This window comes from Microbacterium stercoris (assembly GCF_017592545.1).
In the GTDB taxonomy this organism is placed as follows: domain Bacteria; phylum Actinomycetota; class Actinomycetes; order Actinomycetales; family Microbacteriaceae; genus Microbacterium; species Microbacterium stercoris.
The window spans coordinates 421,693-441,615 of the sequence record NZ_JAGFOA010000003.1; the positions used below are offsets into that span (position 1 = coordinate 421,693).

A 19,923-nucleotide genomic window follows, 5' to 3' on the forward strand; every position below is an offset into this window, starting at 1 on the left:
CGCGAGCTCCGATCCGGTGCCCGACGTAGGCTCGGGGAGTGAACGCAACCGAAGCGCCCCGTCGTCGTGGAGCCCTCGCGGTGGGCGCCGCGGTCGCGGTCGGCGTGCTGACCGCGCTCCAGTCGCGCATCAACGGGCAGCTCGGTGTGGAGCTGAACAGCGGCACGCTCGCCGCCGTGATCTCGTTCGGGTCGGGACTGCTGCTGGTGGTTCTGCTGGCCGCGCTGCTGCCGTCCGGTCGAGCCGGCGTCGCGCGCCTGTGGGTCGGGATCCGCACGCACGACATCCCCTGGTGGCTCCTCATCGGAGGCGCGGCCGGTGCCTTCACGGTCGCCACGCAGGGCGCGGTGGTGGGCATCATCGGCACCGCGCTCTTCACCGTGGGCATGGTCGCGGGCCAGACGCTGAGCGGGCTCATCCTCGATCGCGTCGGATACAGCCCCGCCGGGGTCACGGCGGTCACGGTGCCGCGTGTGCTGGGTGTGACGCTGGCCCTCGCCGCCGTCGTGGTGTCGATGACGGGCGGGGCGGTCGGCGACGCGCCGCTGTGGATGCTCATCCTGCCCGTGCTCGTCGGCGCCGGCGTCGCGTGGCAGCAGGCGACCAACGGACGCCTTCAGAAACGCGCCGGATCGCCGCTTGCCGCGACGTTCGTGAACTTCGTCGTCGGCACCGCGCTGCTGGCCGGGCTCGCGTTCGCGCAGGTGCCGCAGACGGATGTCGCGCCGCCGCCGGCCTCGCCCCTGCTCTACACCGGCGGGGCGATCGGCGTTCTCTACATCTTCACGTCGGCCGCGCTCGCGCCTCGGATCGGGGTGCTTCTGCTCTCGCTGGGGTCGGTGCTGGGCATGCTGATCGGATCGCTGGTGCTCGATCTGGTGTGGCCGCCCGCCGTGCCGCCGTCGCCCATCCGCTCGGCGATCACCGTGGCGATCGCGTCGGCGGGTGTGGTGATCGCCGTGCTCGGCGGGGCCCGTCGCCGGCGTTAGGCCTTCTCGGCCTTGCGCGCCTTCTTTTCGGCCTTGCGCGCCTTCTTCTCCGCGTCCTTCTCCGCCTTACGCGCCTTCTTCGCGGCCTTGCGCGCCTTCTTCTGGGCCTTCTCAGACTCGCGCGCCTGCTTCGCGTCCTTCGCGTCCTTCGCGTCCTCGTCGCCCGCGTCCTCGCTCGGCATGGCCGACAGATAGCGCTCGCCGTCGATCGTCTTGCCGCGCACGGGGCGCGAGCGATCGGGCCTGCCGCCGACATAGAGCCAGCCGAGCAGCAGCTCACCCTTCTTCAGGCCGTGGGCCTTGCTGACGGCTTTGGCGCGCGTGTAGTCGCCCGTGCGCCAGATGACTCCCCATCCCGCTTCGTCGAGCAGCAGGCTCAGCGCGTGGGCGACCCCGGCCGCGGTGGCCTCCTGCTCCCATGCGGGAAGCGAGGTCGACTTGATGGTCGCGACCACTGCGATCAGCAGCGGGGCGCGCAGCGGCTTGGTGTTGACGCCGTCCTCACCCTGAGCCCGGGCGATCGCCTTGCCGAGGACGAGGCGATCGTCGCCGCGCAGCTCGATGAGCCGCCACGGCTTGAGCTCCTTGTGGTCGGCGACACGGCCCGCCGCCGAGATCAGCTCGACCAGCTCCTTGTGCGTCGGCGCCTCATCGGTGACCTGGGACAGCGAGCGGCGCGACCGCATCGCCTCCAGCGCCGACATCAGGCCTCGTCGGGAGTGAACGACAGCGACAGCGAGTTCATGCAGTAGCGGTCGCCGGTGGGCGTGCCGAAGCCGTCGGGGAAGACGTGGCCCAGGTGCGATCCGCAGTTGGCGCAGCGCACCTCGGTGCGCTGCATGCCGTGGCTCGAGTCGTCGAGCAGCTGCACGGCCTCGGGGCGGATCGACTCGTAGAAGCTCGGCCATCCGCAGTGCGAGTCGAACTTGGTGCCGCTCTTGAAGAGCTCGCTGCCGCACGCGGCGCAGGCGTAGAGACCCGCGCGCTCCTCGTCGAGCAGCTCGCCGGTCCACGGGCGCTCGGTGCCGGACTCACGCAGCACCGCGAACTGCTCGGGCGTGAGCTCGCTGCGCCACTCGTCCTCGGACTTGTTCACGTTGTACGACATACGTCCTCCTGGGGTTCGGGTACCAGATTACGTGCGCGCGGGAGGGGGCGGATCGAGTGTGACGAACCCACAGAATGGACATATGCAGCCGGCGCCGATCGACGAGGACAGCCCTGCCCACGTCGCCGAGCGGTTCGCCCGGTTCGCGCGCGACGAGGCCGCCGGACGGTCGGATGTCTACGGGGCCTGGGCGCAGCGGGTCGCGGTCGACGAGACGATCGCCGCGATCCTCTCCCGCATCCCCGCTCCGCACCGCCAGCCGCCGCTTGTGTTCGCGGTGACGCGGATGCTCGGGGCGCATCCGGGAGGCGCGGACGAGTGGGCCGCGTTCATCCAGTCAAACGCGGATGCGGTGGTCGCTGAATGCTCGGCCCGCAGTCTGCAGACCAACGAGCCGCAGCGATGTGCCGCCCTGCTGCCGGCGCTCCACCGCATCGCGGGCCCGATCGCCCTGCTGGAGCTGGGGGCTTCGGGCGGCCTCTGCCTGTATCCGGATCGCTACGCGTACCGCTATCGCGGGCACGACCGTCTTGTCGAGCTGGGGGAGTCGGCGGTGGTGCTCGACGTCGACGTGCGCGGCGCCGTGCCCGACGTCTCCCTGCCGCAGATCGTGTGGCGCGCGGGCATCGACCTGCAGCCGCTCGATGTGCGCGAGGCGGATGACCGCGCCTGGCTCGAGGGGCTGGTCTGGCCCGAGGAGCGGGAGCGCGCGTCGCGGATCGCGGCGGCGGTCGACGTCGCGGCCGCCGACCCGCCCCTCCTCGTGGCGGGAGACGCCGCCGATGTCGAGCTCGTGCGCGCGGTGGCGGCGCAGGCGCCGCGGGGAGCGACGCTGGTCGTGACGACCCCGGGCGTGCTTCCCTACGTGCCGCGTGCGCGTCGCGAGGCCCTCGTCGGTGCACTCTCCGGCGATCCGGCGATCCGCTGGATCACTCTCGACCAGCCGGCGCTGCACGATGCCTGGCGGCCCCCGGTCGAGGCGGCGACCTGGCCGGGCGGCTTCGCGCTTGCGCTGGACGGGCGTGTGCTTGCGGCGGCGGATCCGCTCGGATCCTGGATCCGTCCACTCTGAGCCGTACGGATGCAGTCCCCGCGGCCGCGTTCCTGAGGTGCGGCAGTGTGTCTGTGCGCTCCGCGGAGCGCCTCACCAGCCAGGGGGATCGAGCCGCATACCGTCGGATCATGCCCCTTGCCGACCGCGATCGCGCGATCCTCGCCTTCGAGGCGCGCTGGCGCGTGCACGGCGGGCCGAAGGAGGAGGCGATCCGCTCCGAGCTCGCGCTGTCGCCGGCACGCTACTACCAGCTGCTCGGCCGCCTGATCGACTCGGGCGATGCGCTCGCCGAGGATCCGCTGCTGGTCGGCCGCCTACGGCGCCGTCGCGACGAGCGAGACGCCTCCCGGTCGCGGATCGCCGGCTGATCCGGCAGCGCTCCCTCATCCGGAGCGCGTGACCAGGGGATCCCCGGGGCCCGCCGGTACGATCAGTGCGTGCCGAACTCCTACCCCCGGGATCGCTTCGACGACGTCCCCCGCCAGCCTGCCCGCGTCGGCGCCCACCGCGCCGAGATGCCGCGTTCCTCGCGCGGAGTCACGTGGCTGTGGGCGGCGCTCGCGACCGTCGTGCTCACGATCGCCGGGATCGTCGGCTTCCTCGTGCTCTCGCAGCGCGTCGATGTGCTGCCCGATCCGCCCGCGGCCACACCGACCGTCGCCCCGGTGATCGACACGACGTACACCGTGTGGGTGCTCAACGGCACGAGCACCGGAGGTGTCGCCGAGCAGGTGGGGTCCGAGCTCATCGAGGCCGGATGGCCGCAGGATCTGGTCGTGCCGACCGAGACCGATGAGACCGACTTCGCGAAGACCACGGTGTACTTCTCCAAGCCCGAGGACGAAGCGGCGGCATACGGCGTCGCCGAGGCGATCGGCGGGGCGCTGGTCCAGCAGAGCGACAAGTACGCCAGCGATCAGAAGGAGCTGCGGGTGGTCGTCGGCCTGGATCGTGTTTCGGCGGGGTAACGAGTTCTTTCCGGCGTGTCAATAAACGCTCACGACGTCTGTGAGCCCCGGAATCACGCGGATACGCTCTCCCGGTACTCCCCTCGATCGTGAGGGCTCAGCAGCAGGAGATTCGCATGACTCAGGGCACCGTCAAATGGTTCAACGCCGAGAAGGGCTTCGGGTTCATCACCCTCGCCGACGGCAGCCAGGACGTCTTCGTCCACTACTCGAACATCGAGATGTCGGGCTTCCGCGTGCTGGACGAGGGCCAGTCGGTCGAGTTCAGCATCGGCACCGGTCAGAAGGGCCCGCAGGCGGAGGCCGTGCGTCCCGTCTGATCCGCGCAGACATCCGGAAGGCGCCCCGCGATCTCGCATCGCGGGGCGCCTTCGTGTCGTGTGACGGCCGGTTCCCGTGCGGCTTGCACTCGATGGGGGTGAGTGCCAGAATCGTTCTGGCACTCCCGAGAGGTGAGTGCTAAAGACCACCCCCTACGTCCGGGAGGGACGAAAACCACCATGGCAAAGATCATCGCTTTCGACGAGGAGGCCCGTCGCGGCCTCGAGCGCGGCCTCAACACGCTCGCCGACGCCGTCAAGGTGACGCTCGGCCCGCGCGGTCGCAACGTCGTGCTCGAGAAGAAGTGGGGCGCCCCCACGATCACGAACGACGGTGTCTCCATCGCCAAGGAGATCGAGCTCGACGACCCGTACGAGAAGATCGGCGCGGAGCTCGTCAAGGAGGTCGCCAAGAAGACCGACGACGTCGCCGGTGACGGCACCACCACCGCGACCGTCCTCGCCCAGGCGCTCGTGCGCGAGGGCCTGCGCAACGTCGCGGCCGGCGCCGACCCCATCTCGCTCAAGCGCGGCATCGAGAAGGCCGTCAAGGCCCTCTCCGACGAGCTGCTCGCCCAGGCCAAGGAGGTCGAGTCGAAGGAGCAGATCGCTGCGACCGCGTCGATCTCGGCCGCTGACCCGGCCATCGGCGAGCTCATCGCCGAGGCCATCGACAAGGTCGGCAAGGAGGGCGTCGTCACGGTCGAGGAGTCGAACACCTTCGGCACCGAGCTCGAGCTCACCGAGGGCATGCGCTTCGACAAGGGCTACCTCAACCCCTACTTCGTCACGGACCCGGAGCGCCAGGAGGCCGTCTTCGAGGACCCGTACATCCTCATCGCGAACCAGAAGATCTCGAACATCAAGGACCTTCTGCCCGTCGTCGACAAGGTGATCCAGTCGGGCAAGGAGCTCGTCATCATCGCCGAGGACGTCGAGGGCGAGGCTCTCGCGACGCTCGTGCTCAACAAGATCCGCGGCATCTTCAAGTCGGTCGCCGTCAAGGCCCCGGGCTTCGGTGACCGTCGCAAGGCTCAGCTGCAGGACATCGCCATCCTCACGGGCGGCCAGGTCATCACCGAGGAGGTCGGCCTCAAGCTCGAGAACACCGAGCTCGATCTGCTCGGCCGCGCCCGCAAGGTGATCATCACCAAGGACGAGACGACGATCATCGAGGGTGCCGGCGACGCCGACCAGATCGAGGGTCGCGTCACGCAGATCCGTCGCGAGATCGACAACACCGACTCGGACTACGACCGCGAGAAGCTGCAGGAGCGCCTCGCCAAGCTCGCCGGCGGCGTCGCCGTCATCAAGGCGGGCGCGGCCACCGAGGTCGAGCTCAAGGAGCGCAAGCACCGCATCGAGGACGCCGTCCGCAACGCGAAGGCCGCCGTCGAGGAGGGCATCGTCGCCGGTGGTGGCGTCGCCCTCATCCAGGCCGCCAAGTCGGTGTACGGTCGTGGCCTCGACCTCACGGGTGACGAGGCGACCGGTGCGCAGATCGTCAAGGTCGCCATCGAGGCTCCGCTGAAGCAGATCGCCCTCAACGCCGGTCTCGAGCCGGGCGTCGTCGCCAACAAGGTCGCGGACCTCGAGGTCGGCTTCGGCCTCAACGCCGCCACCGGCGAGTACGGCGACCTGTTCGCCCAGGGCATCATCGACCCGGCCAAGGTGACCCGCTCGGCGCTCCAGAACGCCGCGTCGATCGCCGGTCTGTTCCTCACGACCGAGGCCGTCGTCGCCGACAAGCCGGAGAAGTCCGCGCCGGTCGCGGGCGACCCGACGGGCGGCATGGACTTCTGAGCCAGAGGTTCTGACCTGCAGGTCTGATTAACAGAAGGGCCCCTCTCCTCCGGGAGAGGGGCCCTTCTGCGTTGTCTCCGCCGAGACGCGGGCAGAACCACCCGCCGGGCGGCCGACGGCGTCACGCGCCCTGCCCGTAGCATCACGGGCACCGGACACGCTCCACGTCCGTCGGACAACGACGAAAGGAACATCCGCATGATCCCCCGCAGCAGACTGCTTCCCCTCGCCCTGGCGAGCATCGCCACGCTCTCGCTCGCCGCCTGCGCCTCGGGTGGGGCGGGCGACGCTCCCGAAGAGACGAGCGGATCGGCCGAGGCCACCGCCGGTCCCGCGTGCGAGCCGGCCACCGAGCCCGTCGGCGAGGTCGGCTCCGAGCTCTCCCTGAAACTTGGCTCCGCGCTGCCGCTCACAGGTGGCTTCGCCTTCGTCGGCCCGCCCGAGGTCGCGGGCATCGACTACGCGCTCTCGCTCATCAACGACTACTCCTCGACCACTGGCCTCACCGCCGAGGTCGAGCACGGTGATTCCGGAGATCTCGACAACAAGGCGTTCGAGACGGAGATCCCGCGTCTGCTCTCGGAGGACGTCTCGGCGATCATCGGCGCCGCGTCCTCCGGGGTGTCGCTGCAGTTCATCGATCAGCTCATCAGCGCGGGCGTGGTGCAGGTGTCGCCGGCCAACACCTCCGACGCGTTCACGACCTACGACGACGACTGCCTCTACTTCCGCACCGCGCCGTCCGATGTACTGCAAGGCGCGGTGCACGGCAACTTCATCGCCGAGCTCGGCGCGCAGAGCCTCGGCCTCATCGTCATGAACGACGCCTATGGCACGGGCATCGCGAAGTACATCACCGAGGCGTTCACCGCGGCGGGCGGCGAGGTGGTGGCGGCCCCGACGTTCAACCCGGGGGACACGGTCTTCGACTCGCAGATCCAGGAGGTGCTCGCCGAGAAGCCCGACGCCATCTCGATCCTGGCGTTCGCGGAGACCAAGACGATCCTCCCGTCGCTGATCGAGCAGGGTTTTGCGCCGGAGGACATCTTCCTCGTCGACGCGAACATGGCGGTGTACACCGAGGACTTCGAGCCGGGGCTCATCCAGGGCGTTCGGGGCACCTATCCCGGGCCGGCTCCGGACGAGGTCGAGGAGTTCCGCGCGGGGCTCGACGCCTTCCTCGCAGGTGCCGGTGACGAGGCGCTCACCGACTACACCTACGCTCCCGAGGCCTTCGACGCCGCCACCCTTCTGGCGCTCGCCTCGCTTGCGGCCGGGTCGACCGATCCGGAGGCGATCGCCGGGCGTATGCAGGAGGTCTCGGGTGGCGTCCCTGGCGGCGAGAAGTGCACCGACTACGCCGCGTGCGCGGACATCATCCTCTCCGGCGGCCAGGCCGACTACGACGGTGTTTCGAGCCCGGTCACGTTCGACGAGGTGGGTGACCCCACCGAGGGACGCATCAACATCTACGAGTACCAGGAAGACGGCACGTACGTGCCGTACGAGGGCTGACCGCACGCGATCGTAGGAGAGGGCTCCTCCCGACTCGGGAGGAGCCCTCTCCGCGCGTGTCAGCGGAACATCCCCGCCATCGACCGCTCGGCGTCGGCGTACTGATGCCCGACGGTGCCGAGGGAACGGCCGAGGCCGTCGAGCGTGTGGTCGATCTGCGCCTGCAGGCCGTTCCACTGCGCCTTCGCCTCCTGGAAGGCCACCGAGCTCGCGCCCGTCCACGCGGTCTCGAGCGGTGCGAGCTGCGCGTTCAGCGCGGCGGTGACGGCGCGCACCTGCTCGACGGTGGTCAGGATGCTTCCCGAGCCTGCGGCGATCGCATCGGTGTCGACAGTGAAAACGGCCATGTCGGATCTCCCTGTGTTGGTGGCTGGTGACCTCACGCTAGGGAGCCGGCACACGCCCCGGCGGTGCCGTCGCGGATCCGGGAGAAACGGGGAGCCGGGGCGCGGCTGGGGACGAGGGTCAGAGCGCGGAGTCGTCGACGTGGGGCGCCAGCGGCAGCGCGACGCGGAACGTCGCGCCCCCACCCGGGGTCTCGAGCACCGTCACGGTGCCGTGCAGTGTCTCGACGATCGAGGCGACGATCGACAGGCCGAGACCCGATCCGCCGGTCTCGCGGGCGCGCGAGGTGTCGGCGCGCCAGAAGCGCTCGAAGATCTGCCCGCGGATCTCCTCCGGCACCCCTTCACCGTGATCGACCACTGCGATCCAGCCCATGCCGGCCTCGGCGTCGACGCCGACCTCGATCTCGATGGGCGAGCCGTCGGGGCTGTAGCGGCGGGCGTTGCCGAGCAGGTTGGAGACGACCTGCCGCACGCGGTGCTCCTCGGCGAGCACGATCGGCGGCACGGCGACGGGGCGCATCTGCTGCGGCACGGTGAAGTCGAGCGTGGGCACGGGCGCGGCGCTGTGCGAGGCCCCCTGCGGCACCACATCGATGGCGGCGGTATCGGGGTCACCGGGCGCCTTCGGCTTGCGGCGCAGCAGCGACGTGAGTCCCTCGGTCGCGGCCGTGAGGCTGCGCGCCAGCCGGTGCTGATGCTCGTCCGAGGGCTCGGCCGTATCCGTCGACGCTGTGGTCTCGGGCGCCGGGGTGAGCCGGATCGGGCCGGTCAGCGCCTCGATCGTGGTGTCGACCGCGCTGATGACGCGTCCGGGCTCGGCGACTCCGACGTCGAGTGCGGCGTCGTGCGCGATGGGGCGCAGGTCGAGGGGCTGCAGGTCGACCTCGCGCTTCTCATCGAGGCGAGCGAGGGCGAGCAGGTCCTCGACCAGGGCGCCCATCCGGATCGCCTCCTTCTCGATGCGCTCCATCGCGCGGGCGGTCTCCTCCGGCTCCTGGATGGCGCCCATCCGGTACAGCTCGGCGTAGCCGCGCACGCTGACCAGCGGTGTGCGCAGCTCGTGGCTGGCGTCGCCGACGAAGCGGCGCATCTTGCGGACGGTGGCGTCGCGCTCGGCGATGGCGTCGTCGATCCGGTCGAGCATCGTGTTGATGGCCGACTTCAGCCGGCCGATCTCGGTGCGCGGCTCGATGTCGGTCAGACGCTGGCTGAAGTCGCCCGCGGCGATGTTCATGGCGGTCGCCTCGACCTGCCCGAAACGCCGGAAGGTGAGCGTGACCGCGCCGCGGGTGAGCACCGCGCCGGCGAAGATCGTCACGATCGACACCAGAAGGAAGATGCCGAGGTAAGTGCCCACGACATCGTCGACCTCGCTCATCGGGCGCGCGACCACCTGCGTGTAGATGTTGTTGCTGGTGGGGAACTGCACCACCGAGAGCGCGGCGTGAAAGACGTCGCCCTCGCCGTGGCTGCCGGGCAGCTCGATGATCGAGCCCTGGTTCGCGTACGCGTAGTCGAGCGGGATCTCGGCGTCGAACCGGGGTCGCGGCTCGCCCGGAGCCGCGCCGCCTGCGGTCGCGAGCAGCGTGCCGTCCGGTCCGTAGATCGCGACGAAGTACTCGGTCGGGGCCGGATTCGCCTTGGGGGTGAACACGGGACCGTCGCCGTAGTCGGCGATGTTGAACAGCCGCTCGCCGACCGCGGATGCGGCGAGCTGGTGCAGCGAGGAGTCGATGTTCTCGCTCAGCGCCCGGGTCAGGATCGGCACGGTGCCGATGCCCGCGCCGAGCAGGCCGAGGGTGAGCACGGCGACGGTGACGCCCGTCACCTTGGCGCGCAGGCTGATCCGGCGCCACCAGCGCGTCAGCGCGTCGGGTCCCTTGGTGGAGTCGACTCCCGCCAAGGTGGGTCAGCCCGCCTTGTCGACCTTCAGCATGTAGCCGAAGCCTCGCTTCGTCTGGATGAGGGACTCCGACGCGTGCGGATCGATCTTGCGGCGCAGGTACGAGATGTAGCTCTCGACGATGCCCGCGTCGCCGTTGAAGTCGTACTCCCACACGTGGTCGAGGATCTGCGCCTTCGAGAGCACGCGGTTCGGGTTGAGCATCAGGTAGCGCAGCAGCTTGAACTCGGTGGGGCTGAGGTCGATCTGCACGTCGCCGACGTACACGTCGTGCGTGTCCTGATCCATCGTGAGCTCGCCGGCCCGGATGACCTGCTCGTCCTCGGTGTCCTGCATCGTGCGTCGCAGGATGGCCTGGATGCGCGCGACGATCTCGTCCAGGCTGAAGGGCTTGGTGACGTAGTCGTCGCCGCCCGCGTTGAGCCCCTTGATCTTGTCTTCGGTGTCGTCCTTCGCCGTCAGGAAGAGGATCGGGGCCGTGAAGCCGTGATCGCGCAGGCGCGTGGTGACGCTGAAGCCGTTCATGTCGGGCAGCATCACATCGAGCACGATCAGATCGGGCTCCTCCTCGAGCACCGCCGAGATGGTGGCGGCGCCGTTGCCCACGGTCTTCACCTGGAAACCCGCGAACCGGAGGCTCTGCGACAGCAGGTCACGGATGTTCGGCTCGTCGTCGACGACCAGGATGCGAGGTGCGCTCATGGCCCCATTATGGCGACCCGATGTGACATTCGCTCGGATATCGGTCCGGATCGGCCCAAAGCGAACATCGGGAATGCGCGGGCCCGACCGGTCTCGGCGGCACGTGCTCAGTCGTGCACCCACACCTCGGTGCCCACCTGGGCGAAGCGGTAGAGCTCGTTGGCCGCCCACTCGGTCATGTTCACGCAGCCATGGCTCATCCGCGCCCCGGCACCGAAGTTGCTGTGCCAGTAGGTGCCGTGGAAGCCCTGGTCGCCGTTGAAGAAGCTCACCCACTTCACGTTGCGCGTGCAGTAGCCGTAGCCGTAGTTCCCGCCGCAGTCGCCCATGTTCTGCATCGACCGCTGCACGTACACGCGGAAGTGCCCGGTGCGGGTCTCGTGGGCGCCACCGGTGCCGATGGCAACCGGATACGAGGCGACCAGCCCCCCGTTCTCGTACATCATCACCCGGCCCGCGCTCTTGTCGACCTCGATCGTGCGCAGCAGCGTCTGCGCCTCGTGGGGGATCACCTGGCCCTGCAGTTCGAAGCGGAAGTCGCCGCCCTGCACGGACTGCGCGACCTGGGCGGCCACGCCGTCGGTCGAGGCCAGGCCGAAGCCGTCCTGGCCCGCCTGCAGCGTCTTGAGAACGGTGCCGGACGAGTTCACGACGACCTGCGACGGCTGCGGCGTGCGGTTCAGCTGCCCCGGCAGCGCCTGCACCACGGCGTCGATCTTCGCCGCATCGGCCGTGACGGCGAAGCCACCGGCCGCCGGATCTCCGGTGACCGTGGTCCAGGACGCGATCGTCGCGAGGTCGAGCGGCACCGAGCCGCCGCCCTCCACGAAGAACCCGGCGCCCTCCGCCTGGGCGTTGAGCTCGCCGGCGAATGCCTGAGCAGCCTCGGTCGTGAGCGCGGGCGGCTGCTCGGTCGCGGTCGGTTCTGCGGCGATCGCACCCCGCGCGTTGTACGCGCTGGTGAGAGCGGCGGACAGAGAGCCGACATCCACGCCGCGCCCGTTCTGCCCGGGCTTCTCGGCGTACACCCCCGCGTCCGCATCGAAGACCACCTGGGCATCCACCGGATCGGCGTAGAGATCGGGGGCCGCCTGACGCAGCGCCGCGTCGGCCGCGTTCGGATCGACGGCGAGCTCCACGCCGATGGGCTCAGGATGCCACTCCATCACCTTCCACGACGGATGGGCCGCCAGGGCCTGAGCCGCGAGCGCCTCGGCGTCGATCTCGATGCCGAGATCGGCGAGCGGCAGGGCGACTTCGCCGATCGTCGCGTCGGCATCGGCGAAGCGGGCGGCGATCGCGTCACGCGCGGCCGCCTCGGTCATCCACTCGACGGGCACGCCGGCGACGACGACACCGGGAGCGATGAACAGCGTGGACGCGTAGCCGACGGCGCCGGCCGCCAGCAGCAGGGGGATGCCTGCGCCCAGGGCGATGCGCAGACCGCGGCGGCGCGGCTGCGAACGCTCGGTCGAGGCGACGTCCGGATCGGACGCGATCGGTGCGGTGGCAGTGGTCACATCCGATATTGTCCGGTTCGCCGGATTCCCTTCACACCCCCTTTTCGGGGGACCTGAGGAACTCCAGGAGGAACCTGTCGCTAAGCCGCCAGGCGCTCTGCACGTTTCGACTCGTCGCGAGCTCCTCGCTCAACGACCGCAGGGAACCTGTCGGCTACGCCGCCAGGCGCTCTGCATCCAGGATCGTGTAGCTGTAGCCCTGCTCCGCGAGGAAGCGCTGACGGTTCTGCGCGAAGTCCTGGTCGACCGTGTCGCGCGCGATGATCGTGTAGAAGCTCGCCGTGTGATCCGACTGCTTCGGGCGCAGCAGACGACCCAGTCGCTGGGCCTCCTCCTGACGCGAGCCGAAGGATCCGGACACCTGGATGGCAACCGAGGCCTCGGGCAGGTCGACCGAGAAGTTCGCGACCTTCGAGACCACCAGCACCTCGACCTCGCCGCTGCGGAACGCGTTGAACAGCTGCTCGCGCTCGTTGACCGGCGTCGCGCCCGTGATCTTCGGGGCGTTCAGCCCCTCCGACAGCTCGTCGAGCTGCTCGAGGTACTGGCCGATCACGAGGATCTGCTCGCCCTTGTGCTTGGCGATGAGCTCGCGCACGACGTCGAGCTTCGCGGGAGCCGTCGCGGCGAGGCGATAGCGGTCCTCGTCCGCGCTCGCCGCGTACTCGAGGCGCTCGGACGGCGGCAGGTCGACGCGCACCTCGTAGCAGGCGGCGGGCGAGATGAAGCCCTGGGCCTCGATCTCCTTCCACGGGGCATCGAACCGCTTGGGGCCGATGAGGCTGAACACGTCGCCCTCGCGGCCGTCCTCGCGCACGAGAGTCGCCGTGAGGCCGAGGCGGCGGCGGGCCTGCAGGTCGGCGGTGAGCTTGAACACCGGGGCGGGCAGCAGGTGCACCTCGTCGTAGACGATGAGCCCCCAGTCGAGCGCGTCGAGCAGCGCGAGGTGCGGGTACTCGCCCTTCCGGCGCGCGGTGAGGATCTGGTAGGTCGCGATCGTGACCGGCTTAACCTCCTTCACCTGCCCCGAGTACTCGCCGATCTCCTCGGCGGTGAGGGTCGTGCGCTTGATGAGCTCGTCGCGCCACTGCCGCGCGGACACCGCGTTGGTGACCAGGATGAGCGTGGTCGTCTTGGTCGCGGCCATGGACGCCGCGCCCACGAGCGTCTTGCCCGCACCGCAGGGGAGCACCACCACGCCGGATCCGCCCTCGCGGAACTTCTCGACGGCCTCGGCCTGGTAGGGGCGCAGGTTCCAGCCGTCCTCTTCCAGCGCGATGGGGTGCGGCGTGCCGTCGCGGTACCCGGCGAGATCCTCCGCCGGCCAGCCGATCTTCAGCAGCTCCTGCTTGATGTGACCGCGGGCCCAGGCGTCGATCACGTAGGTGTCGGGCGTCGGCTGCGCGATGAGCAGGGGCGCGATGCGCTTGTTGCGCGACACCTCGGCGAGCACGGCCTTGTCGGTGGAGGTGAGCAGCAGCTCGCCCTCCTCGCCGCGCCGGATCGTGAGGCGGCCATACCGGTTCACGGTCTCCTGGATGTCGACCGACACCGACGGCGGCACGGGGAAGCGCGACCACCGGTCGAGGGTCTGCACCATGTCGTCGGCGGTGTGTCCGGCCGCGCGTGCGTTCCACAGGCCGAGCCGGGTGATCCGGTAGGTGTGGATGTGCTCGGGTGCGCGCTCCAGCTCGGCGAAGATCGCGAGCTCGTGGCGCGCGGTCTCGGCGTCGGCGTGCGCGACTTCGAGCAGGACGGTGCGGTCGCTCTGGACGATCAGGGGGCCATCAGCCATAACGAACGAGTCTACCTGGGCCCCGCGCCGCAGGGGCCGGGCGGGCCCTCGGGCGGGTCAGGCCGAGGCTGTCGCCTGCAGGCACTCACGGATGTGTGCGGGGCCTACGGAAAGACGTCGAGAGCTCCCCGTTGTTCGAGGGAATCGGCGCGGATCCGCTGTTCGAACGGCAGATCCACCGGGCATGATCGCCCCGCACCTCCTGCGCGAGGCGCAAGCAATCCGACTGAGTGGATCGAGCGACTTCATGCCGAGAAGCGAAGCGCTGAGAGAGGACGAGCAATGCTGAAGGGCAGGATGCTCGGCATCGCCATCACGGTGTTCCTCGTCTCGCTGCCGATGCTGACGGGCTGCGACGGGGTGGCGCCGGGATCCGCACAAGCCCAGCGCTTCGTAGGCGAAGCAGAGTATGCCGTGCTTTACGACTCGGCTGTGGACGAGTTCTCCGAGGAGATGCCTGGTGGGGTCGTGTTCCCGGCGGACCCGCCCGCCGTAGAGGACGGTGCCCAGATCGAGCGGAGCGTCGCCACCGCTGTGGTGCACCTCTACTGGAGATGCTCGTGGCAGCGCGTCTACCTTGCGACACGAGATCTCGTGCAGAAGGAAGAAGCGATGAGACAGCTTGAGCGGTTCGCCGAAACCGCATGGGCGCAGTCGTACTATGACGACTCATCAGGAGCGTGGTCCGGCGCCCTCGAGAGCGCATCCTTTGGGGACGCAGGCATGCTGAGAGATTTTTACATCTCCGATTGCGAGAGCCGAACAGGGCCGCTGGCCTGAGGCGGTCGGCCTCTCGGCCTCGACCGTTCTTGTCGATCGTTCGTTGCCCGCGGGTGTGACATTCCGGCTCGGCACGTCAGGCGGGACGCACGCCCGTGATGCTCTTCACCGGCAGGGTGCGCTCGACGTCGGCCGCGCGATCGCGACCGCGCAGGCGTCCACCGCCCAGGCCGGTGGCCTCGAGCAGGAAGGTGCGCGTGGTGCCGTCGGGCAGGGACACGTCGACCTCGAGCACCGACTTCGTGCGCACCGCGGTGTCGAGCTCGCGCTCCAGCCAGGCGGCGTCCGCGTCGCCGCTCTGCGCGCTGCGCATCGCCTCGATCAACGGCGCGTACTTCTTCTCCGGATCCGTCGGGGGCGCGGACGGGGCGAACCTGCGGCGGTCGAGGGTCTCGGATCCGCCGTCGGAGTCGAGCGCGACGACGGGATACTTGGCATCGGCCAGCGCCCAGTAGACCGATTCGCGGGAGGCACGGGTGCGCAGCATCCGGCCGTCTTGGATGAGGCCGAGGGCACGCAGCGCCTGGTCGACCGCGATGGTCTCGAGCAGCGCATGGTCGGGGCTGGAGACGATCGTGTGCCCGCTGTCGGGCTCGAGCGACACCCGCACGAGGCCGTGCCGCTCGGCGGTGCGCTGCACGAGGTACTGAAGCGGCTGCGGCACCCCGGTGAGCGACAGGCCCGCAAGGAACTCCAGCATGCTCTCGGCCGTCTCGCCGGAGGAGAGCGCGGTGCCGATTGAGGCCTCGGTGAAGCGGTAGGTCGACGCCTGGGCGTGGGATTCGCGGGCGGCGATGCTCTGCAGCCGCACGTCGAGCTCGGGGGCGAGGGGGCCGGGCGAGATCGCCGTCAGGTCGTTCTGCAGGAACACCTTGTCGACCTCGTGCGGCATCAGCGCCACCAGAGGAGCCGGATCGGCGTCGCCGCCGGTGCGCAGGGGCGTCGCCCAGGCCGGCTCGGCGTCCCCGTGCTCGGTGGAGAGGCCCGCGAGGCGCAGCAGGCGGCGCCAGCGGGCGGCGCGCTCGGCCCAGCCCTCCGCGAGCGGATAGGCGTCGTCCCAGAGGGCGGGGTCGATCCATCCGCCCTCGGCGGTGCGCAATCCGGCGGGCAGCGCCTCGCGCAGCGCCGTGGCGAGCGATGCCCAGCGCGCGCCGCTGGACGTGCGCACCCACGCCGCGCCGGCGGGTGTGACGAGCCACGTGCGCTCGGCCGCCGCGAGCAGGCCCGTGGCCTCGGCCAGGGCGACGAGGTCATCGGCCTCGTCGGCGTCGCGCACGATCTCCTCCGCAGCCATGCGTCGCTTGTCGGCGGCGCCGACCGCGCCGGTGCCGACGCGGGCGAGCGGCGTGCGCAGCGCGATGAGCAGCACGTCGGCGATCGCCGAGGTGGTGGTGAAGGCGCGCTCGGCGGCGTGGGCCGCGGCGAGGTCGTCGGCGGGCGCAGGGGTGCTCTCGGGAGTGCGGCTCGGCGCCGCGTCGCCCAGGGCGGCGCGCACGGCGGCGAACGGGGTGCCATCCGGAGCCGTCAAGCCCAGGCGCTCGGGCCCCGAGCCGCGGGCGAGATCGGCGAGCACGTCGCGGGGGAGCTCCGCGACCGCCCGCGCGACGGACTCCGGCGCCAGAAGGGCCTCGGCCGCGTCGAAGAAGTCGTGCCAGTTGGCCGTGCCCGACACACGGCGGCGGGCGAACAGGGCAGCCAGTTCGCCGTCGGAGGCGGCGGGGAGCCGCTCCGCCAGAGCGCGTGTGTCGAGGGTGTTCACGGCGCTGTGGATCGCAGGGGCGGCGGTCAGGACCGGCCGGCCTTGCCCTTCCGCGTCCACGTCATGATGAGCAGCACCAGGATGAGCAGGAACGCCACCGGAAGGCCGAAGAGCGGGAAGACACCGATCACGGGCCAGACGCCCACGCCGTAGTCCTCGTGCTGCATGCCCATCGCCGTCGAGGTGATGATCGCCGCGAAGCACAGCACCGACACGATCGCGATGCCCAGCGCCATGAAGGCCAGGATGCGGTCGACGCGGCGCACCGGCGGGTCGACGGGGCTGTTCGTGCTCATCCTCCCCAGCGTAGTCGCACGCGCGCGGGGGCTAGGCTTGAGCGGCGGGATCGTTCTGGTCCCGCTTGCGTTTTTCTCCCCATCATCACGAGGTTTGTGCAATGCCCACCGGCAAGGTCAGGTTCTACGACGAGGACAAGGGCTTCGGCTTCATCAGCGGCGATGACGGACAGGACGTCTTCCTGCACGCCACCGCGCTGCCCGCCGGCGCGCCCGCCCCGAAGCAGGGCGCGCGCGTCGAGTACGGCGTGGCCGACGGACGCAAGGGCCTGCAGGCGCTGTCCGTGCGGCTCCTCGAGGCGCCGCCGAGCCTTGTCAAGGCCAAGCGCAAGCCCGCCGACGACATGGCGGTCATCGTCGAAGACCTGGTGAAGCTGCTCGACGGCGTCGGCGCCGACCTGCGTCGCGGCCACTACCCCTCGAACGCGCATGCCCGGAAGGTCGCGGCGGTGCTGCGCAAGATCGCGGATGAGATCGATGTCTGACGTGCAGGATCCCGCCGATCAGGCGGGAGTGACCGAGGAGGCCGGCATGACGGACGAACAGGATCAGACGGGGGAGCGCGTCGACGAGACGCCGGAGCCCGAGGTCGAGGCCGTCGAGACGCCGGAAGCTGAGCGGCCGGAGCCCGAGCAGCCGGAGCCCGAGACGGCCGAGACGCCCGAGCAGCCGGCGCCCGAGACGGCCGAGACGCTCGAGCCCGAGCCGCTCCCCGAGCCCGACCAGCGTCTGCTCGACGCGCACGACCTGGCGCTCGCCGCGCTGCACGAGATCACGCCCGCCTCGAGCGTGGGCCCCGCCGCCGGCTACTCGGTCGAGCGGGACGGCGTGGTCTCGCTGCGCTTCGAGAACACCCTGCTGGGCTATCCCGGATGGTTCTGGACGGTTTCGCTCGCCGTGGTCGAGGGATCCGACCCCACCGTGCTCGAGGCCGAGCTGCTGCCCGGCGACGGTGCGCTGCTCGCCCCCGATTGGGTGCCGTGGGCCGTGCGCCTGAAGGACTATCAGGTCGCCCAGGCTGCCGCGGCGGCCGAAGCCGCTGCGGCGAAGGCCGAGGCCGGCGAGGCCGCTGAGTCCGACGAGGACGAGGACGACGACCGCTTCGACGACGACCTCGCCGACGAGCGCGAGTCGATCCTGCATGCCGGTGATGTCGACGGCGTCGACATCGACGCCCACGACCCGGACGAGCAGGATGACGACCCGGACGAGCAGGATGACGACTCGGACGACGAGGACTCGGACGATGATGACGACGACTCCGACGAGGACGACGACTCCGACGTGGACGACGACTCGGACGACGACGAGGACGACGAGGACGACGACTCGGACGACGAGGACGACGACTCGGACGACGACGACGACGAAGACGACTCGGACGACGAAGACGACGACTGATCCGCACGCACACGAGCACGGCGCCCCGGAAGATCCGGGGCGCCGTTGCCGTGTCTGGGGTCAGACTCCGGCCGGTTCGCGATCCCGCAGCACGGCCGGCTCGGTGTGGAGCACGTCGAGCGGCATGGTGCGCGTGTCGATGAGCGGGTTCTCGTCCTGGCCCTGGACGAGTTCGGCGGCCTCGGCCGGGCTCTCGACGGCGGGCACCGATCCGATCAGCGGCCGCTGCGCGGTCTCGCGCATGGCGAGCACCGCCAGGCCGGCCACGGCGCCGAAGAACATGATGTAGAACGCCGGCATAAACGTGTTGCCCGTCTGCTGGATCAGCCACTCGCTGAACAGCGGCGTGGTGCCGCCGAACATCGAGACCGCGAGGTTGTAGGCGATCGCCATCGCGCCGAAGCGGGAGGCGGTCGGGAACATGGCGGGCAGCGCCGCGGCCGAGGGCGCGAGCCACAGCGCGACCGGGACGGTCGTCAGCAGCAGAGCGAGCAGGATCGCCCACAGCTCGCCGAGCTGCATGATCGCGAAGGCGGGCACCATCAGCACCAGCGTCGAGGCGGAGGCGATCAGGAACACGGGCTTGCGGCCGATCCGGTCGGAGAGCCGGCCGATCAGCGGAAGGCTCGCCGCCAGGACGATGAGCACGGGCACGGTCGCCATTGCCGCTGTGAGGTTCGACACCCCGACCTCGGTCTCGAGGTAGGTCGGCATATAGCTGGTCAGCGCGTAGCCGGACGAGTTGATCGCGGCCACGATCGCCATGGCGATCAGCAGCTGGCGCCAGTAGTGGCGGATGATCCCGATGACGCCGTGGCGGGCGAGCGGATCGGCGTCGCCGGCTGTGGTCTCGCCGCTGGTCTCGGCGACCTCGTAGGCGGGGGTCTCGGGGATGCGCAGGCGGAACCAGATGGCGACGATGCCGAGCGGCAGCGCGATGAGGAAGGGGATGCGCCAGCCGTACGCGATCATGGCGCCCGCGCCCGAGATCGCCTCGGTGATCAGCGTCGTGATCGCGACGGTGGAGGCGCCGGCGGCGAAGCCGACGTACGAGCCGACATCGAGCCACGACGACCAGTACCCGCGGCGGCGGTCGGACGAGAACTCGGCGACGTAGGTCGTCGCTCCGGCGTACTCGCCGCCCGTCGAGAAGCCCTGCACCATCTTCAGGAGGTACAGCGGCACCAGCGCCCACAGGCCGATCTGCGCGGCCGTGGGCAGCACTCCGATCAGCGTGGTGGCCGTCGCCATCATCGCCATCGTGAAGAAGAGCACCTTCTGGCGTCCGATCCGGTCGCCGATGGGGCCGAGCACGAACCCGCCGAGCGGTCGCATGAGGAACGACACCGCGAAGCCGAAGAGCGTCACCAGCAGGCCGGCCTCCCGCGGGAGGCCCTCCGTGAACACCGAGGTCATCGTCACGGCGAGGTAGCCGTAGATGCCGAAGTCGAACCACTCCATGAAGTTGCCGACGACCGTGCCCGAGATCGCGGTGCGGATCCGCGAGCGCTTGACGACCAGCACGTCGTCCACGCGCAGCCTGCGCCGTTGCGGGCGAGGCCTCCCGCGCCCCTTCGCAGGGCTCGTGAGCGCCGCCGATGGCGGCTGCTGATCAAGGGGGTTTCGGCTGCTCCGGGTCACAGTCATCACTCGTCTCGTATGT

Annotated in this window: 19 protein-coding genes and 1 pseudogene; 10 read left to right on the forward strand and 10 right to left on the reverse strand. The window is 70.1% G+C overall.

Translation table 11 applies throughout. The features are described 5' to 3' along the window. The first annotated feature begins 38 nt into the window (after positions 1–38). Positions 39–989: a DMT family transporter gene (locus J5V96_RS17405; RefSeq protein ID WP_208503270.1), complete on the forward strand. Its 951-nt coding sequence runs from the start codon at positions 39–41 to the stop codon at positions 987–989. A 176-nt stretch (positions 990–1,165) separates the two neighbouring features. On the opposite strand, the pseudogene J5V96_RS09870 reads toward J5V96_RS17405, so the two are convergent. Further along, a pseudogene (locus J5V96_RS09870) lies at positions 1,166–1,693 on the reverse strand (nitroreductase family protein); the annotation flags it as partial. Then, the gene (msrB, locus tag J5V96_RS09875) at positions 1,693–2,097 is read right to left on the reverse strand and encodes a peptide-methionine (R)-S-oxide reductase MsrB (protein WP_208503272.1); all 405 of its coding nucleotides are present in this window, start codon (positions 2,095–2,097) and stop codon (positions 1,693–1,695) included. The gene msrB and the pseudogene J5V96_RS09870, both read right to left, overlap by 1 nt. Before the next feature lie 82 nt (positions 2,098–2,179). Here msrB and J5V96_RS09880 point away from each other — a divergent pair, with 82 nt between their 5' ends. From J5V96_RS09880 to J5V96_RS09905, 6 genes are all read left to right on the forward strand, one after another. After that, on the forward strand, positions 2,180–3,169 hold the full coding sequence (locus J5V96_RS09880; RefSeq protein WP_208503274.1) for a DUF2332 domain-containing protein: 990 nt from the start codon (positions 2,180–2,182) through the stop codon (positions 3,167–3,169). 110 nt (positions 3,170–3,279) lie between these two features. Next, entirely contained in the window at positions 3,280–3,519 is a 240-nt protein-coding gene (locus J5V96_RS09885) for a DUF3263 domain-containing protein (RefSeq protein WP_208503276.1), read from the forward strand. Positions 3,520–3,588: 69 nt separating this feature from the next. Next, complete coding sequence (locus tag J5V96_RS09890) at positions 3,589–4,119, forward strand: LytR C-terminal domain-containing protein (protein ID WP_208503279.1); 531 nt, start codon at positions 3,589–3,591, stop codon at positions 4,117–4,119. Between the two features lie 116 nt (positions 4,120–4,235). Then, positions 4,236–4,439 (forward strand): cold-shock protein, encoded by a 204-nt coding sequence (locus J5V96_RS09895; RefSeq protein ID WP_208503281.1) that lies wholly within the window; start codon positions 4,236–4,238, stop codon positions 4,437–4,439. A 180-nt stretch (positions 4,440–4,619) separates the two neighbouring features. After that, positions 4,620–6,242 carry a chaperonin GroEL gene (gene groL / locus J5V96_RS09900; RefSeq protein WP_208503283.1) on the forward strand — a complete coding sequence of 541 codons (1,623 nt, stop codon included), beginning with the start codon at positions 4,620–4,622 and terminating at the stop codon, positions 6,240–6,242. A 198-nt stretch (positions 6,243–6,440) separates the two neighbouring features. After that, the gene (locus J5V96_RS09905) at positions 6,441–7,757 is read left to right on the forward strand and encodes an ABC transporter substrate-binding protein (protein ID WP_208503285.1); all 1,317 of its coding nucleotides are present in this window, start codon (positions 6,441–6,443) and stop codon (positions 7,755–7,757) included. Between the two features lie 59 nt (positions 7,758–7,816). On the opposite strand, the gene J5V96_RS09910 is transcribed toward J5V96_RS09905, so the two are convergent. From J5V96_RS09910 to J5V96_RS09930, 5 genes are all read right to left on the reverse strand, one after another. Continuing rightward, entirely contained in the window at positions 7,817–8,104 is a 288-nt protein-coding gene (locus tag J5V96_RS09910) for a WXG100 family type VII secretion target (RefSeq protein WP_208503287.1), read from the reverse strand. Between the two features lie 118 nt (positions 8,105–8,222). Continuing rightward, on the reverse strand, positions 8,223–10,007 hold the full coding sequence (locus J5V96_RS09915; protein ID WP_208503290.1) for a sensor histidine kinase: 1,785 nt from the start codon (positions 10,005–10,007) through the stop codon (positions 8,223–8,225). A gap of 6 nt (positions 10,008–10,013) precedes the next feature. Then, a complete protein-coding gene (locus tag J5V96_RS09920) occupies positions 10,014–10,709 on the reverse strand; it encodes a response regulator transcription factor (RefSeq protein WP_208503292.1) in 696 nt (231 codons plus the stop codon). A gap of 107 nt (positions 10,710–10,816) precedes the next feature. Next, positions 10,817–12,229: a L,D-transpeptidase family protein gene (locus J5V96_RS17280; RefSeq protein ID WP_208503294.1), complete on the reverse strand. Its 1,413-nt coding sequence runs from the start codon at positions 12,227–12,229 to the stop codon at positions 10,817–10,819. A 154-nt stretch (positions 12,230–12,383) separates the two neighbouring features. Continuing rightward, positions 12,384–14,024: a DNA repair helicase XPB gene (locus J5V96_RS09930; RefSeq protein WP_208503295.1), complete on the reverse strand. Its 1,641-nt coding sequence runs from the start codon at positions 14,022–14,024 to the stop codon at positions 12,384–12,386. A gap of 282 nt (positions 14,025–14,306) precedes the next feature. Here J5V96_RS09930 and J5V96_RS09935 point away from each other — a divergent pair, with 282 nt between their 5' ends. After that, positions 14,307–14,804 (forward strand): hypothetical protein, encoded by a 498-nt coding sequence (locus J5V96_RS09935; RefSeq protein ID WP_208503297.1) that lies wholly within the window; start codon positions 14,307–14,309, stop codon positions 14,802–14,804. A 76-nt stretch (positions 14,805–14,880) separates the two neighbouring features. On the opposite strand, the gene J5V96_RS09940 is transcribed toward J5V96_RS09935, so the two are convergent. Then, positions 14,881–16,563: a helicase-associated domain-containing protein gene (locus tag J5V96_RS09940; RefSeq protein ID WP_208503299.1), complete on the reverse strand. Its 1,683-nt coding sequence runs from the start codon at positions 16,561–16,563 to the stop codon at positions 14,881–14,883. 26 nt (positions 16,564–16,589) lie between these two features. Next, positions 16,590–16,859, reverse strand: a complete 270-nt coding sequence (locus J5V96_RS09945) for a multidrug ABC transporter ATPase (protein ID WP_208503301.1) — start codon at positions 16,857–16,859, stop codon at positions 16,590–16,592. A gap of 101 nt (positions 16,860–16,960) precedes the next feature. On the opposite strand from J5V96_RS09945, the gene J5V96_RS09950 reads away from it, so the two are divergent. Further along, positions 16,961–17,344, forward strand: a complete 384-nt coding sequence (locus tag J5V96_RS09950) for a cold-shock protein (RefSeq protein ID WP_208503303.1) — start codon at positions 16,961–16,963, stop codon at positions 17,342–17,344. Continuing rightward, on the forward strand, positions 17,337–18,260 hold the full coding sequence (locus tag J5V96_RS17410) for a DUF3027 domain-containing protein (protein ID WP_307793579.1): 924 nt from the start codon (positions 17,337–17,339) through the stop codon (positions 18,258–18,260). Before J5V96_RS09950 ends, J5V96_RS17410 begins: the two co-directional genes overlap by 8 nt. 60 nt (positions 18,261–18,320) lie before the next feature. Here the strand turns inward: J5V96_RS17410 and J5V96_RS09960 are convergent, their stop codons facing one another. Then, positions 18,321–19,793, reverse strand: coding sequence for an MFS transporter (locus J5V96_RS09960; RefSeq protein WP_208503305.1), 1,473 nt, complete (start codon positions 19,791–19,793; stop codon positions 18,321–18,323). Positions 19,794–19,923 lie beyond the last annotated feature (130 nt).

Excerpts from the sequence above, each read along its gene's own strand:
- J5V96_RS09895 (WP_208503281.1), top strand. The coding sequence starts at position 4,236 with ATGACTCAGGGCACCGTCAAATGGTTCAACGCCGAGAAGGGCTTCGGG.
- J5V96_RS09930 (WP_208503295.1), bottom strand. The coding sequence starts at position 14,024 with ATGGCTGATGGCCCCCTGATCGTCCAGAGCGACCGCACCGTCCTGCTC.
- J5V96_RS09905 (WP_208503285.1), top strand. The coding sequence starts at position 6,441 with ATGATCCCCCGCAGCAGACTGCTTCCCCTCGCCCTGGCGAGCATCGCC.
- msrB (WP_208503272.1), bottom strand. The coding sequence starts at position 2,097 with ATGTCGTACAACGTGAACAAGTCCGAGGACGAGTGGCGCAGCGAGCTC.
- J5V96_RS09910 (WP_208503287.1), bottom strand. The coding sequence starts at position 8,104 with ATGGCCGTTTTCACTGTCGACACCGATGCGATCGCCGCAGGCTCGGGA.
- J5V96_RS17410 (WP_307793579.1), top strand. The coding sequence starts at position 17,337 with ATGTCTGACGTGCAGGATCCCGCCGATCAGGCGGGAGTGACCGAGGAG.
- J5V96_RS09880 (WP_208503274.1), top strand. The coding sequence starts at position 2,180 with ATGCAGCCGGCGCCGATCGACGAGGACAGCCCTGCCCACGTCGCCGAG.
- J5V96_RS09935 (WP_208503297.1), top strand. The coding sequence starts at position 14,307 with ATGCTGAAGGGCAGGATGCTCGGCATCGCCATCACGGTGTTCCTCGTC.
- J5V96_RS09950 (WP_208503303.1), top strand. The coding sequence starts at position 16,961 with ATGCCCACCGGCAAGGTCAGGTTCTACGACGAGGACAAGGGCTTCGGC.
- J5V96_RS09920 (WP_208503292.1), bottom strand. The coding sequence starts at position 10,709 with ATGAGCGCACCTCGCATCCTGGTCGTCGACGACGAGCCGAACATCCGT.
- J5V96_RS09885 (WP_208503276.1), top strand. The coding sequence starts at position 3,280 with ATGCCCCTTGCCGACCGCGATCGCGCGATCCTCGCCTTCGAGGCGCGC.
- J5V96_RS09945 (WP_208503301.1), bottom strand. The coding sequence starts at position 16,859 with ATGAGCACGAACAGCCCCGTCGACCCGCCGGTGCGCCGCGTCGACCGC.
- groL (WP_208503283.1), top strand. The coding sequence starts at position 4,620 with ATGGCAAAGATCATCGCTTTCGACGAGGAGGCCCGTCGCGGCCTCGAG.